The 14,040-nt window shown below is 67.4% G+C and carries 13 protein-coding genes; 10 read left to right on the top strand and 3 right to left on the bottom strand.

Going from position 1 to position 14,040, the window contains the following annotated elements; translation table 11 throughout:
• Positions 1–40 precede the first annotated feature (40 nt).
• Genes gsiC through JX613_RS03790 form a run of 4 tightly spaced genes read left to right on the top strand, consistent with a single transcriptional unit; the run spans position 41 to position 3,658 of the window.
• Positions 41–961 carry a glutathione ABC transporter permease GsiC gene (gene gsiC, locus JX613_RS03805; protein ID WP_207100143.1) on the top strand — a complete coding sequence of 307 codons (921 nt, stop codon included), beginning with the start codon at positions 41–43 and terminating at the stop codon, positions 959–961.
• Positions 958–1,842 (top strand): ABC transporter permease subunit, encoded by an 885-nt coding sequence (locus JX613_RS03800; protein WP_237168339.1) that lies wholly within the window; start codon positions 958–960, stop codon positions 1,840–1,842. The genes gsiC and JX613_RS03800 overlap by 4 nt, the downstream gene beginning before the upstream one ends.
• A 9-nt stretch (positions 1,843–1,851) precedes the next feature.
• Entirely contained in the window at positions 1,852–2,670 is an 819-nt protein-coding gene (locus JX613_RS03795) for a M55 family metallopeptidase (protein WP_207100142.1), read from the top strand.
• A 22-nt stretch (positions 2,671–2,692) separates the two neighbouring features.
• Positions 2,693–3,658 (top strand): isoaspartyl peptidase/L-asparaginase family protein, encoded by a 966-nt coding sequence (locus JX613_RS03790; protein WP_207100141.1) that lies wholly within the window; start codon positions 2,693–2,695, stop codon positions 3,656–3,658.
• Between the two features lie 120 nt (positions 3,659–3,778).
• Here JX613_RS03790 and JX613_RS03785 read toward each other — a convergent pair whose 3' ends face one another.
• Positions 3,779–4,645, bottom strand: a complete 867-nt coding sequence (locus JX613_RS03785) for a LysR family transcriptional regulator (protein WP_207100140.1) — start codon at positions 4,643–4,645, stop codon at positions 3,779–3,781.
• 96 nt (positions 4,646–4,741) lie between these two features.
• Between JX613_RS03785 and JX613_RS03780 the strand changes: the two genes are divergently transcribed.
• The 6 genes from JX613_RS03780 (at position 4,742) to JX613_RS03755 (ending at position 11,609) form a co-directional block, all read left to right on the top strand.
• Complete coding sequence (locus JX613_RS03780; protein WP_207100139.1) at positions 4,742–6,190, top strand: aldehyde dehydrogenase family protein; 1,449 nt, start codon at positions 4,742–4,744, stop codon at positions 6,188–6,190.
• Positions 6,187–7,203 carry a membrane dipeptidase gene (locus JX613_RS03775; RefSeq protein WP_207100138.1) on the top strand — a complete coding sequence of 339 codons (1,017 nt, stop codon included), beginning with the start codon at positions 6,187–6,189 and terminating at the stop codon, positions 7,201–7,203. Before JX613_RS03780 ends, JX613_RS03775 begins: the two co-directional genes overlap by 4 nt.
• A 40-nt stretch (positions 7,204–7,243) precedes the next feature.
• Positions 7,244–8,797 (top strand): BCCT family transporter, encoded by a 1,554-nt coding sequence (locus tag JX613_RS03770; protein ID WP_207100137.1) that lies wholly within the window; start codon positions 7,244–7,246, stop codon positions 8,795–8,797.
• 61 nt (positions 8,798–8,858) lie between these two features.
• Positions 8,859–10,529 carry a hypothetical protein gene (locus JX613_RS03765; RefSeq protein ID WP_207100136.1) on the top strand — a complete coding sequence of 557 codons (1,671 nt, stop codon included), beginning with the start codon at positions 8,859–8,861 and terminating at the stop codon, positions 10,527–10,529.
• Positions 10,526–11,230: a DUF3726 domain-containing protein gene (locus tag JX613_RS03760; protein WP_207100135.1), complete on the top strand. Its 705-nt coding sequence runs from the start codon at positions 10,526–10,528 to the stop codon at positions 11,228–11,230. Before JX613_RS03765 ends, JX613_RS03760 begins: the two co-directional genes overlap by 4 nt.
• 19 nt (positions 11,231–11,249) lie before the next feature.
• Complete coding sequence (locus JX613_RS03755; RefSeq protein ID WP_207100134.1) at positions 11,250–11,609, top strand: RidA family protein; 360 nt, start codon at positions 11,250–11,252, stop codon at positions 11,607–11,609.
• A gap of 243 nt (positions 11,610–11,852) precedes the next feature.
• Here the strand turns inward: JX613_RS03755 and JX613_RS03750 are convergent, their stop codons facing one another.
• Complete coding sequence (locus tag JX613_RS03750; RefSeq protein ID WP_207100133.1) at positions 11,853–12,929, bottom strand: alpha/beta fold hydrolase; 1,077 nt, start codon at positions 12,927–12,929, stop codon at positions 11,853–11,855.
• Positions 12,930–13,105: 176 nt separating this feature from the next.
• The gene (locus JX613_RS03745; RefSeq protein ID WP_207100132.1) at positions 13,106–14,038 is read right to left on the bottom strand and encodes a helix-turn-helix domain-containing protein; all 933 of its coding nucleotides are present in this window, start codon (positions 14,036–14,038) and stop codon (positions 13,106–13,108) included.
• Positions 14,039–14,040 lie beyond the last annotated feature (2 nt).

Genomic DNA, 14,040 nt, shown 5'->3' with positions numbered 1-14,040 from the left:
CGCAGCGGCCCGGGTCAGGCCCGGCCGGGACAGGAACCTCATGCTATCCTTTCTGATCAAACGACTGCTGGGCACGATCCCGGTTGTCCTGATGGTGATGATCGCGGTTTTCGCCTTCGTCCACCTTCTGCCCGGCGATCCGGCCCGTCTGGTCGCGGGCCCGGAAGCCACCGCGCAGGACGTGGCCGCCGTCCGCACGGCCCTGGGCCTGGACCGGCCGCTGCCCCAGCAGTTCCTGACCTATGTCGGCAATACGCTGCAGGGCGATTTCGGCACCTCGCTGCGCACCCGCCGCCCCGTCGTGGACGAGATCGGGATGCGGCTGATGCCGACGGTCTGGCTCACGCTGTTCGCGATGATCTGGGCGGTGGCCCTTGGCCTGCTGATCGGCGTCGTCTCGGCGGTCAGGCGGGGCCGGTGGCAGGATTATGGCGGCATGATCCTGGCGGTGTCGGGCATCTCGTTCCCGCCTTTCTGGCTGGGGCTGCTGCTCATCAACCTGTTCTCGGTCCGGCTTGGCTGGCTGCCCACGGGGGGATACGGCACCTGGCAGCATTTCCTGATGCCGTCCTTCACGCTGGGTCTTGGCGTCGCGGCGGTGATGGCGCGGTTCACCCGTTCCGCCTTCATCGAGATCGCGCGCGAGGATTACGTCCGCACCGCCCGCGCCAAGGGCGTGCCGGAACGCCGGGTGATCTGGCGCCATTCGCTGCGCAACGCCCTGATCCCCATCATCACGATGGTCGGGTTGCAGTTCGGCTTCCTTCTGGGCGGCTCGATCGTGATCGAGGCGGTCTTCGCCTGGCCCGGCGTGGGGCGTCTTCTGGTCGATTCGGTCAGCTACCGCGACTATCCCGTGATCCAGGCGCTGGTGCTGATGTTCTCGATCCAGTTCATCCTCATCAACCTTCTGGTCGATGTCCTTTACGTCCTTGCCAATCCGGAGATCCGTTACCAATGACCGATGCCAGCATGAGCATGGACGAGATCGGCAAGACGAGAAAACCCCTTGCCGAGTTCTGGAAACGCTTTCTGCGCCAGAAGGTCGCGCTGGTCGCGCTGGCCTTCCTGGTCCTGCTGATCGGCGCCGCGATCCTGGCGCCCTGGATCGCGCCCTATGACCCGGCGGCCCCGGATTACGTGAACGTCCTGCAGGGGCCAAGCGCCGCGCATTGGGCGGGAACGGACACCTATGGCCGCGACATTTTCAGCCGCATCATCTGGGGGGCCCGGATCTCGCTGACGGTGGGGTTCCTGTCGGTCAGCCTGGGCGCGCTTGGCGGGGTCGGCCTTGGCATCGTCGCGGGCTATTACGGGGGCTGGACCGACAGCGCGGTGATGCGGCTTTGCGACCTGCTGCTGGCGTTCCCGGGCATCCTGCTGGCCATTGCCGTGATCGCGATCCTGGGGCCGGGGATCACCAACGTGATCTATGCCGTCGCCATCTTCTCGATCCCGGTCTTCGCGCGGCTGGCCCGGGGCACGACGCTTCAGTTGAAGCGCGCCGTTTACGTCGATGCGGCCCGCGCCGTGGGCGTCGGCGACGGCACCATCATGCTGCGCCACATCCTGCCCGGCACGCTGCCGAACGTGATCGTCTATTTCTCGATGCGCATTGGCACCTCGATCCTGACGGCGGCGGCCCTGTCCTTCATCGGACTGGGGGCGCAGCCGCCCTCGCCCGAATGGGGGGCCATGCTGGCCGACGGGCGCACCTACATGGGCGTCGCCGACCACCTGACGCTGTTTCCGGGCCTTGCCATCTTCCTGACGGTGCTGGGCTTCAACCTGCTGGGCGACGGCCTGCGCGACGCGCTGGACCCCAAGCTGCGCATGAACTGAGGGGCGGCGATGCGCGTCTATATCTCGGCCGATATCGAGGGCGTGGCCGGCGTCGTTTCTCCGGCGCAATGCCAGGCAGGCCATGCCGACCATGAAAAGGCCCGCCTGTTGATGACACACGAGGTCAATGCCGTCATCGAAGGCCTGCTGGAAGGCGGCGCGGCCGAAATCCTGGTCAACGACTCGCACGGTCCGATGACCAACCTGCTGCCCGACCTGCTGCATCCGGCCGCCGACGTGATCCTGGGCAAGCCCAAGCCCATGAACATGGCCTGCGGCCTGGACGGCGGTTTCGATCTGTTCTGCATGACCGGCCATCATTCCCGCGCGGGCGGCGGGGGCGTTCTGTCCCACACCACCAACGGCTTTGCCTTCCACGAGGTGCGCGTTAATGGCGTCCCCTGCGGGGAACCGGCGATCTATGGCGCCTATGCCGCGGAACTCGGGGTGCCGGTCGGGCTGATCTCGGGCGACGACCGGACCGAGGCCGAGAACCGCCCGCTGTTCCCCGACGCCCAGTTCGCCGTCGTGAAGCACGCGATGGGAGAGCGGGCGGCCCGGCAACTGTCGGTGACGCGCGCGCGCCAGCTTTTGCGAGAGGCCGCGCTGCGGGCCGCCAGATCCTCGGCCCGCCTTGCGCCTGTCCCGCCGAAAGGCCCGTTCCGCGCGGAATTCACCGTCTCGCGCGCCGTGCTGGCCGACCAGTTCGCCGTCCTTCCCCCCGCCATCCGGGTCGATCCGATGACCGTGGCCTTCGACTGCGCCACCATGGCCGAGGTGATCGGCTGGATGACCGCGCTGTCGGCGATGAGCTTCGCCGTCCGTTAACCCCTGTTCCACGAGGCCAACCTTGACGCGTTTCACCCCTGTCATTGCCCTGCACGGCGGCGCCGGCACCATCCTTCCCAGCAAGATCACCGCCGAGAAGGAAGCCGCGCTGCACGCCGCCCTCCACGCCTGCCTTCAGGCGGGGCTGACCCTGTTGCGGCAGGGCGCACCGGCGCTGGATGCCGTCACCGCGTCCGTGATGGCGCTTGAGGACGATCCGCTGTTCAACGCCGGTCGCGGCGCGGTCTTCACCTCGGACGGCACGCATGAAATGGACGCCGCCGTCATGGAGGGGACGACACGCGCGTGCGGCGCCATCGCGGGGATCTGCGGTCCCCGCCATCCCGTTCTGGCGGCCCGTGCGGTCATGGAGCAAAGCGGGCATGTCCTGCTTGCCGGCGAGGGTGCCGCCCGCTTCTGCGCCTCGGTGGGGTTGGAGATGATGCCGCCCGACTGGTTCGGCACCCCCGTCCGCCGCGAGGCGCTGGAAGCCGAGTTGGAGCGGCGGCGCCTGAACCTGCCCGACGATGGCGATCCGGCCCGCAAGCACGGCACGGTTGGCGCCGTGGCCTGTGACGTTCACGGGCACCTGGCTGCCGCCACCTCGACCGGCGGCATGACGGCAAAGCGTCCGGGCCGGGTGGGCGACAGCCCGGTGATCGGTGCCGGAACCTGGGCGGATGACGAAACGCTGGCCATGTCCGCCACCGGCCACGGCGAGTTCTTCATCCGCTGGGCCGCCGGCCACGAGATCGACGCCCGGATGCGGTGGGCGGGCCAGGACCTGGCGCGCGCCGCCGGCGATGTCGTGACAGAACTGGGCGCGCGCGGCGGCTCGGGCGGGCTTGTCGCGGTGGATCGCCATGGCAACGTCGCTCTGCCGTTCAACAGCCCCGGGATGTATCGTGCCTGGTGCGACAAGAGCGGCGAAATCAGGACGGCGATCTTTCGGGCCGATGTCCACGGTTCCGACAGTCTGCTGGAATAGCCGGGCCTGAACGCGGCTTGCGAGACCCTTCACCGACAGGAAGACGGCGGGGGTGATGATGCGCGCTGCCGGGAAAGGAACTTTCCTGGACGATGGTCCAGCGGCTTGCCAGAGGCCGGATCAGGCGCCGATCAGATCCCAGAAGGCCCGAGCGGCAGGGCTGAGATGCCGGTCGGTGCCGTGTATCTTGCGAAGCTCGCGCCAGCTTTCGGGATCCCGGGGGGCCACGAATTCCAGCTGTTCGGGGCTGTGGCCGATGGCGCTCTCCGGCAGGACCGTGGCGCCCATCCCGCTGCGCACGAAGGCCAGCAATGCGGTCGTGTTGCGGGCTTCCAGGTTGCAAACCGGCAGCAGGCTGGAAAGCACCGGGGAAGAAACCAAGTGACACAGCGGGTTCTCGATCAAAGGCTCCAGCTTCAGCAGATCCCAGGACGGAACGACACTCGTGGCCAATGTCCGCGAGATCGGTCCGCCTGTCCGGCACACGATGCCCAGCATGTCGCGCCGGATCATCCTGCCGATCTGCCCCTCTCCGGCGGGGGCCGAGAGGATGCCGATATCCGCCTCGTCCAGCTTGACAAGGCGGCGCACCGTCGCGGTATCCACATCGCTGATCTCCAGCCGCACATCCGGGCGCTGGTGGCTGAACCGGGCGATGACTCCGGGTAGCAGGTCGATCGTTGCCGAAGGCACGGCAGCAATGCGCACCAGGCCCGCCGTGGATTTGGCATGTCTGCGGATCGAGGCCGCGCTGCGGTCAAAGGCGTCGATTGCCCGGCCCGCCTCCTCCAGAACCAGCGCGCCCAGGGGGGTCAGGCGGTTCTTGCGGTCCGTTTCGAACAGTTCGGCGCCAACGTTGTCCTGCAGTTGCGCCAGCATCATGGACACCGCGGACGGGGTCCGGCCCAGAACCGCAGAAGCACGGGCGAGTGAGCCTTCCTCGGCGACGACCTTGAAGACACGCAGCATGTCAAGCTTGATGGACATTCAGCACTTCTGAAATAATGTTCAATTATTTAAGATTGATTGAAATCGGTCGCGAAGTCTATCTGCTTTCTGCACAGGCAGACCGGAGGCAGACCCATGACCGAAACCAGACTCTATATCGACGGCCAATGGCAGTCTGGCGCAACCACGGTGGAAAACCGCAACCCTTCGGATCTTCGTGATGTGATCGGCCAGTTTGCCCAAGCCAGCGCCGCCCAGCTTGACGAGGCGCTGGCGGCGGCGCGCCGGGCCCAGCCGTCATGGTGGGCGGCCGGCATCCAGAAGCGCCACGACGTGCTGATGGCCATCGGCACCGAGCTGATGGCCCGGTCCGAGGAGATCGGCCGCATGATCGCGCGCGAGGAAGGCAAGCCCCTGGCCGAGGGCAAGGGCGAGGTTTATCGCGCGGGCCAGTTCTTCACCTATTCCGCGGCCGAGGCCTTGCGCAACCATGGCGACCTGGCCGAAAGCGTCCGCCCCGGCATCGAGATCGACGTGCGGCGAGAACCCGTGGGCGTGGTGGCGATCATCTCGCCCTGGAACTTCCCGGTCGCGACGCCGGCCTGGAAGATTGCCCCGGCGCTGGCCTATGGCAATGCGGTGGTCTGGAAACCGGCGAACCTGACCCCGGCCAGCGCCATCATGCTGGCCGAGATCATTGCCCGCCAGGACATTCCGAAAGGCGTCTTCAACCTGGTCGCCGGTCCGGGCCGTGAGGTCGGCCAGCGCCTGGTCGAAAGCCCGCTGGTCGATGCGATCAGCTTCACCGGATCGGTGCCCGTCGGGCGCGGCATCGCCGCCGCGGCCACCGCGAACATGACCAAGCTGCAGATGGAGATGGGTTCGAAGAACCCCATGCTGGTCATGGAGGATGCCGACCTGGACCTGGCCGTCGCCCATGCCGCCAATGCGGCCTTCGGCGGCAGCGGGCAGAAATGCACCGCCGCCTCGCGCCTGATCGTGCACGAGGCCGTCCACGACGCCTTTGTCGAGCGGCTGGTGGCGGCGGCCCGGACGCTGAAGGTCGGCCATGCGCTGGAACAGGGCACGCAGATCGGCCCGGTGGTCAGCGAAGGGCAATTGCAGCAGAACCTCGACTATATCCGCATCGGCCAGGAGGAAGGCGCCGAACTGCTTTGCGGGGGCGAGCGGCTGGAGCGGGCGACGCCGGGCCATTACATGGCCCCCGCCGTCTTTGCCCGCACCCGCAACGACATGCGCATCAACCGCGAGGAGATGTTCGCGCCGATCACCTGCGTCATCCGCGCCGGCAGCTATGACGAGGCGCTCGCCATCGCCAATGACAGCGCCTTCGGCCTGACGGCGGGCATCATGACCCGCAGCCTTGCCCGCGCCAGCCATTTCCGCGCCAACATGCGGGCGGGTTGCGTGATGGTGAACCTGCCCACGGCAGGCACCGATTACCACGTCCCCTTCGGCGGGCGCGGCGCCTCCAGCTTCGGCCCGCGCGAGCAGGGCCGCTATGCCGCCGAATTCTATACCACCGTGAAGACCGCCTATGTCGCGGCGGGGGTGCCTGAATGACGCGCGCGCCGCTGATCGACGGGCTGCAATATGCAAACTGGTCGGAAGGCATCTTCCGCCAGATGCGCCAGGGCGGGCTGGACGCCGTGCATGTCACGATCACCTATCACGAAACCTTTCGCGAAACGGTGCTGAACATCGAACGCTGGAACCGCTGGTTCGAGCGTTTCCCCGAACTGATCCTTCACGGCCGCGGCGCCCGGGACATCCGTCTGGCGCAGCAGACCGGGCGGACCGCGATCTTCTTCGGCGCGCAGAACCCGTCCTGCATCGAGGACGACATCGGCCTGGTCGAGATCCTGCATAGGCTGGGCCTGCGCTTCATGCAGCTCAGCTACAACAACCAGTCGCTGCTCGCCTCGGGCTGCTACGAGGCCGAGGATACCGGCCTGACCCGCATGGGCCGCGAGGTGGTGGCCGAAATGAACCGGGTGGGCCTGGTCGTGGACATGAGCCATTCGGGCGACCGCTCGACGCTGGAGGCCATCGAACATTCCAGCCGCCCCATCGCCATCACCCATGCCAACGCGAAAGCCTGGCATCCGGCGCTGCGCAACAAGACGGATGATGTGTTGCGGGCGCTTGGCCAGTCGGGCGGGATGCTGGGGGTCTCGACCTATCCGCATCACCTGCGCAACGGCAGCGCCTGCACGCTTCAGGATTTCTGCGACATGGTGGCCCGCACGGCAGAGATCACCGGGCCGCAGAACATCGGCATCGGCACCGACCTGTGCCAGGACCAGCCGGATTGCATCGTCGAATGGATGCGGGTCGGGCGCTGGACCAAGGGGATGGATTACGGCGAAGGCAGCGCCGAGGCGCCGGGCTTTCCGGCACCCGTGACCTGGCACCGCGACAATCGCGACTTCGCGGGCATTGCCGAGGGGCTGCGCCGCGCCGGTCTGTCCGGACCCGAGATCGACGGCGTGATGGGCGGCAACTGGGCGCGTTTCTATGCCGAAAGCTTCGGGCCGCTTGAGGCCCGCACACCGATCCGGCGGGCGGCCGAATAGCGCCGCCTGCTAGGGTTTCTTTGTCCGAGGGAGGAAGGACATGAGCAATCTCGACATTCCACGGGGGGTTTCGGGCGCCTGGCGCCGGATCAACCTGCCGCTTCTGGGCATCACGGCGGGCTTCATCCTGCTGTTCTGCCTGCTGGCCGTCGCCGATCTGGCGGGGCTGAGCGCGATGATCGACCGGGGCTTTGCCCTGTCGGCCCGGATCTTCGGTCTTTATTGGCAGATCCTGCTGTTCGCGACGCTGGCGATCAGCATCGTGCTGCTGTTCATGCCGGGCAGCGGGGTCAAGCTGGGCGGGTTGGACAAGCCGGAATTCACCACCTTCCAATGGGCGGCCATGGTGATGACCACGCTGCTTGCCGGTGGCGGCGTGTTCTGGGCTGCGGGAGAGCCGATCGCCCATTTCATTTCACCCCCGCCCTATTTCGCCGGGGCAGGCGCCGATCCGCAATCGCTTGCCACCATCGGCCTGGCGCAGGCCTATCTGCACTGGGGCTTCCTGGCCTGGGCGATCCTGGGATCGCTGACCACGGTGATGCTGATGCATTACCATTACGACAAGGGCCTGCCGCTGGCGCCGCGCACCCTGATCTATCCGGTCTTCGGCGACCGCGCGATCCATGGCTGGATCGGCACCGTGGCCGACGCCTGCTGCGTCATCGCCGTGGTCGCCGGCACGGTCGGACCCATCGGCTTCCTGGGACTGCAACTGTCCTATGGCCTGAACGCCCTGTTCGGCCTGCCCGACAGCTTCGCCACGCAAAGCACGCTGATCCTGCTGCTGGTCGCGATCTATACCATCTCGGCCATCACCGGGCTTGAACGCGGCATCCAGTTCATGTCGCGCTGGAACCTGATCCTTGCCTTCGGCCTTCTGGTCTTCATCCTGCTGTTCGGCCCGACCTGGGCGATCCTGTCCGGCTTCCTCGGCGGCCTGGGGGTCTATCTGCAGAACTTCGTCGGCATGGCCTTCTATCGCGGCGATGCGGGGCTGTTCGGAGAGCCGGGCTGGCTGGGCTGGTGGACGGTCTTCTTCTGGGGCTGGTTCCTGGGCTATGGTCCGATGATGGCGATCTTCGTGGCCCGGATCAGCCGGGGCCGCACCAACCGCCAGATCATCCTGCTGCTGTCGATCTTCGCGCCGCTGATCACCAATTTCTGGTTCACCATCATCGGCGGCACCGGAATCGCGCTGGAACAGGCCGCGCCAGGGGCGATTTCCGGCCCGTTCGAGGGCTTCAATCTGCCTGCGGCGCTGCTGGCGATCACCTCGAACCTGCCGGCGGGCTTTCTGGTGTCGCTGCTGTTCCTGGTGCTGACCATGTTCTTCGTCGCAACCACCAGCGATTCGATGAGCTATGTGATCTCGACCTCGATGTCGGATGGCGAACCCTCGACGCCGCTGCGCGCCTTCTGGGGCGTGGCGATGGGGGTGATGGCGCTGATCCTGATCGCCACCAGCACCGGCGGCATCGACAAGCTGCAAAGCTTCATCGTCATCACCGCCGTGCCGGTGTCGCTGATCCTGCTGCCCTCGCTCTGGGACGCCGTCCGCATCACGCGGCTGCTGGGCCAGGGCCGGAAATAGGGCGTCTGGCGGGCAACCCGATCCGTTGCCCGCCATCCGAGAGGAACGGATAATGCAGACCATGACCCAAGACCTTGCCCTTGCCGAAGCCGCCAGCCTGCTGCGCCCGCCCGCGCAGGTCATGCGGCTGGCACGCCTGGGCTGCGCCCACCCGACGCGGCTGTCCTTTTTGCGTGTCCTGCTGCGCCGGGTCCGGCGCGAGGGCTGGACCTTCGACCGCCCCCTGTGGCAGGTCGATGCGCGGGGGGTCGGCCGGGCCGTCTATCGCGCACGCGGGCCGCAGCGCAGCTATTGCCTGGTGGCCTTCGCGCATGACCTGCCCGACGAGATGCGCTCGGACCGGGTGATCGCCACCGCCTGGGACGCGACCTTCGCCCTGTTCGACGGCGAGCCCTCCGAGGCGGATCTGGCACGGCTGGCCGCGAATGTTCCCTTGCAGGAGGCCGGCCGGATCACCGCCGCCGAACTGACGCTGAGCCGCGCCAACCGCTCGGTCCGGCTGTTCGCCCATGTGGTCGAGCGCCTGGCGGCGGGGCAGCAACCGGATGCGGCCGAACTCGACTCGGTGGGCTATCTGATGCGGACCACGGCGGTCTATGGTTCGGGCAAGTTCGGCGCGGCGGACCGCGACAGGATCGCCCAACGGCCCGAACTGGCCGCGCCTTTCCAGGCCGAGATGCTGACGGTCTGGCTGATCCGCGAATTCACCTTCGACATCGTCGAGCATCTGGCCCGCGCGCGGGGCGGCGACCGGGCCGTCCGGCTGGACCCCGCCCTGCGCCGCAGGCTGGGCGTCGGCAATTCGACCGGGCTTGGCATGGCGCCGTTCCTTGTCAGGCATCCCAATCTGCTGAACAACTGGATCGCCGCGCGGGAAACCGCGCTGGCGCGGGTGCGGGCGCTGCCCTCGGCCACGCCCGATGCCGTTGCGGCCTTCCGCCGCGCGCTTGGAAAGGCGTGCGACAATGCGGCCGCGTGGAAGTCCACGCACGACCTGCAGTTGCGCAAGCTTGCCGATCTGCGCGCGGATCTGGATCGGGTCACGGAATGGCTGAAGTCCTGGCCGGGATCCGTGCCCTATCCCTGGGATGCGCTCTGGCAGCGGGCAGAGGCCGAACTGACCCTTGAAGGGCAGGAAGCGCTGGTTTCCCTGCTGATCGAACCGCATGGCCCCTTGGTCGATAACCTGGCCGAGACGATGGGCGCCGACGAGGAGGCGCTTGCGAGACTGGACGGCTCGATGTCCCTGGACACGGTGCAGGCGCTGCTCGAAGACAGCTACCGCTGGGCATTGCAGATCGATTTCTCGGAACCGGAAAACCAGGCCCGCTTCTGGTATGTCTCGGCCGAGAAGCTGGAACCGCGCATCGGTGACCGCCTTGCCGAGGCGGGCGCGGCGCTGGAACAACCTCTCTGCATCGCAAGGATGGCCTGCGAGTTTCATGCGGCGATCCGTGACATGCCCCGGGACATGACGCTGGCCGCCTTCCTGCTGCAACATCCGCAGCATCGGTTCATGGCGCGCCGCCTTCAGATGGTTCGCGCCGCGCCCTATGCAGAGATCCGCGACAACCTGATCGCGGAGGATGTGCTGCCCATCGACATGATGCGCTGCAAGCTTGCCTTTTTCGGAGCCAGCCATTTCGACCCCCGCTCGGATAAATGGGTGCGGATCAGCCTGTTCCAGGGCGAGCCGTCCCCGGGCGACCTGGACGAGGAGAGCGGTTCATGATCCTGTCGGACATCAAGACCGCAGCACAGACGCATCCGGCCGATCCCATCCGGCTGTCATGCAACGAAACGGCTGCGCTCTGCTTCAAGGCGGCGCGCGGTGCCGGCATGGCCTGGGGACTTGCCGAGGAAGCGGCCTTTGCCACGGGCTGGCTTTGCGCCCATGGCATCGACGGCGCGGGCGCGCTGCTGCGCCATCTGGATGCCGTCGGTGACGCGGGTTCGGGGGATCTGCGGCCCTGGCCGCAACCGGGGTACTGGCGTGCGGGGCACAAGGGCATTCTGTGCCCCATCCGGCTGGGGGCATCGCTGCTGGACCATGCCGGGTCAGCACAGGATCCGCTGGCGGCCGCCATCCGAACCGACGCGGTCTCCATGCCGGTTCTTCTGGTGCCCTTCCTGGCAGAGGCTGGCAGGCGAAGGGGCGACACCGTGCAGCTGTCCTGCCGGGAACTGGTGCTGGCGCTGGATAAAGGTCCGCCGGACCTGCCGGTCCTTGCCGCGCTGTCCCGGATACCGGCCGCGCCGCTTTGGCTGGCGCCTGCCGCCGGCACGCGCCCTGCCTCGGCGCCTGACGCGCCGCTTCCAGGGGTTGCGCCCGGCACCGTCGCGGCGCTGGAAGCCTATGCGCTGCGCATCACCGTTCCCGCAACCGAGGCCTCGCGCCGGGGTGCTGGCACAGGCAGCAACGATAATGACTGAACCAAAAGGAAACTTCAGGATGCTGAACCGTCTCAATCCAGGTCCGCGCATGAGCGAGGCCGTCACCATCGGCGACATCGTTTTTCTGGCCGGCCAGATCCCGTCCACGCTGGACGGCGACATTGCTGTCCAGACCGCCGAGGTGCTTGCCGGGATCGATGCCGTGATGGCGGAACTGGGCGGCAGCAAGGCCGACATTGCCTCTGTCCAGGTCTGGCTCAGCGACATGGCGGATTTTGCCGGCATGAATGCGGTATGGGATTCTTGGGTTGACCGGGAAAACCCGCCCGCACGCGCAACCTGCGGCGTGGCATTGGCGCGGCCCGGGATGCGCGTCGAAATGATCGCAACGGCACGCCGCCCCGGCGCAGGAAGATAGGCCACGGGAAACCGATCGGCAATTCGGCGGCCTCAGGACAGAACTCTGGCATGGGCGGACAGCCTGCCCGACGGTGCCAGCAGGTGATGCCGGAAACATCGGTCGGGGGGAGTGGCGTACTGCCAAACGATGGCGGTGCTGAAGATCCCTTCACCCTGATCGTGTCGAGGCAGCGGTCCCGGAATATCCACGTCGCGAGGCTGCGGTCCATCGGTCATCAAGCCGCGCGGACCCGAGGGAAGGCTAGGGCCTTGCCGCCGTCCAGGCGCAGAGGCCAAGCGCCTCGCCCTCGGCCACCTGATCGTTCGGGACAAGCCTTGTGACCCCTTCCCGGCAGACCACGGTGTGATCGCCATGACCCGCCATGTCGGCCAGGATCTGGTCCCAGTGGCGGTACTGCACGGTATGCCCCTCGCCCGGATAGGCCACGGCCTTCGCGACATTGGGAAAGGCCGCCTGCCATTGCCGCATGTCCTGGACGGTGACGATTTCGTCGGCCTCGCCATAATAGAGATAGACGGGCGCCCCGACCCCCGAGATGTCGGCCACCGCGCCGTCCTGGCAGGCCAGCATGGATTCGTGGACCAGGGCCGCCGGATCCCCCCTCTGGCCGTTGACATAAAACGACCGCGTTCCGTCGGCATAGGCCCGTGCCTGCCAGCCGGGAATGGCAAGCACCGGCGATCCGGGAACCCCCCACCAGTCCTTCGGCTTGTGGGTGAAGGCCGCAAGGCGTTCGGTCCAGTCCTCGGCGCTGCGCGAGCAGTCGGGTTCCCTGCGCGTCGGAAGCGTCCGCGCAACCGCAGCACCGGCATGGATCGAGATGACCCGGTCCGGCGCCGCCGCCGCAAGATGGGCCGCATAGGCCCCGCCGCCCGAGATCGCCATGATGGCGAAGCGATCCACGCCCAGGTGATCCAGCACCGCCAGCACCTCGCTGACGTAGTCGGCATATCCCAGGTTCGGATCAAACGGGGACTCGCCAAAGCCGTTCCGCTCGACCGAGATGACGCGCAGGCCAAGCTGCCGGCGCATCGTACGGGCGAATTCGGTCAGTTGAAATGCCTCCAGGCTGGTGCCCTGGCCGCCGATGAACACCACCGCGCGGTCGTCCCCATCCCCTTCGTCGATGAAGAAGATGTCGCGGTTCCCCTGGCTCAGGGAATGAACCTCGGCCCCGATATGATCGAAGCCGTCCTGCAACCGCAATGCCGCCGGGTCGGGCCGGGCCGCGCCGTCCTGCGGCGCCTGTTGGGCCATGGCGGGCAGGATGCCGCAGGCACAATGAACGGCAATCGCCGCCATGCGGAGTGTCTTCATGTCAGTCCCTCCTTCTGAAACGCCCTCCCGCCAGGCCGCGAAACGGTGGAACAAGGCGGGCGAGCCCGAGCCATGGCCGAAGTATAGGCCGGACAGGGACCGCGACTTGACCGGAAGCGCAGCAATTCGTGCAGCCTGCGCAAATCCCTGAATTTTTCACAGGTTTCCCTTTGCCCCTACAGGCTTCGCCGCCCCCGTCCGGTTTGCCGGATCGGGTGGCCGAAGGCGCCCTTGAACGCCTTTCCCAGGGCAGAGGCGCTTGCGTAACCGCAGCGCAGCGCGATGGCGCGCAAGTCGAGATCCGTGCCAAGCGCCAGATCGCGCGCCCGCGCCAGCCGCAGCATCTGGAAATAGCGGCCGGGCGACATGCCCGCCTCGGCGCGGAACAGCCGCTCCATGCTGCTGAGGGACAGGCCGGACCGCGCCGCGATCCGGGCCAGCGGCTCGGGCGTCTCGATCATCCCGACCATCAGGCCGATTACCTGGTGCAGCCGCGCCGAAGCCCTGCCCACGGGCAGGAGCGTCCTTGTCCCGGTGCCGGCGGTGGAATGATCCGCGTCATGCAGGAACATCGAGGATGCCAGAAAGGCACTGGCCCGTCCGAACCGCTGCTCGATCAGGGCCAGCGTCATGCCCAGGGCGGCGGACGCGCCGCCGCAGGACCAGACCCGGCCCTCCATCACATGGGGCGCGGGGTCCACCTGCACGTCGGGAAAGGCCTCGGCGAATTCGGGAACCAGCGACCAGTGGATCGTCGCGCGCCGTCCCGACAGCAGGCCCGCCGCCGCCAGCAGCCACGACCCCGTGTCGGCGCCCACGACGATCCGCCCCTGCCGCGACAGCGCCTGGACGCGGCGCAGGCCGATGTCGTTCGCGTGGTCCCGAAAGCCATAGCCCGCCACCACGACCAGCAGGTCGAACGGCCCGCGCAGCCCGCCGTCGGGTGCGATCAGCAGCCCGCTTGAGGACCGCGCCGGCCTGCCGTCCACCGTCAGCACATGCCAGCCCAGGTCCGCCTGCCCCTGGTCGCGCAGCGCCCGCAAGGGTTCCAGCAGGCAGGACAGGACCATGTTCGAAAACCCGTCGAACAGCAGGAAAGCGACTTTCACGG

The sequence above is a fragment of the Paracoccus shandongensis genome (assembly GCF_017315735.1).
Classification (GTDB): domain Bacteria; phylum Pseudomonadota; class Alphaproteobacteria; order Rhodobacterales; family Rhodobacteraceae; genus Paracoccus; species Paracoccus shandongensis.
The sequence above is the reverse complement of the archived record's forward strand: the minus strand, read 5'-3'. Positions and strand labels throughout refer to the sequence as shown.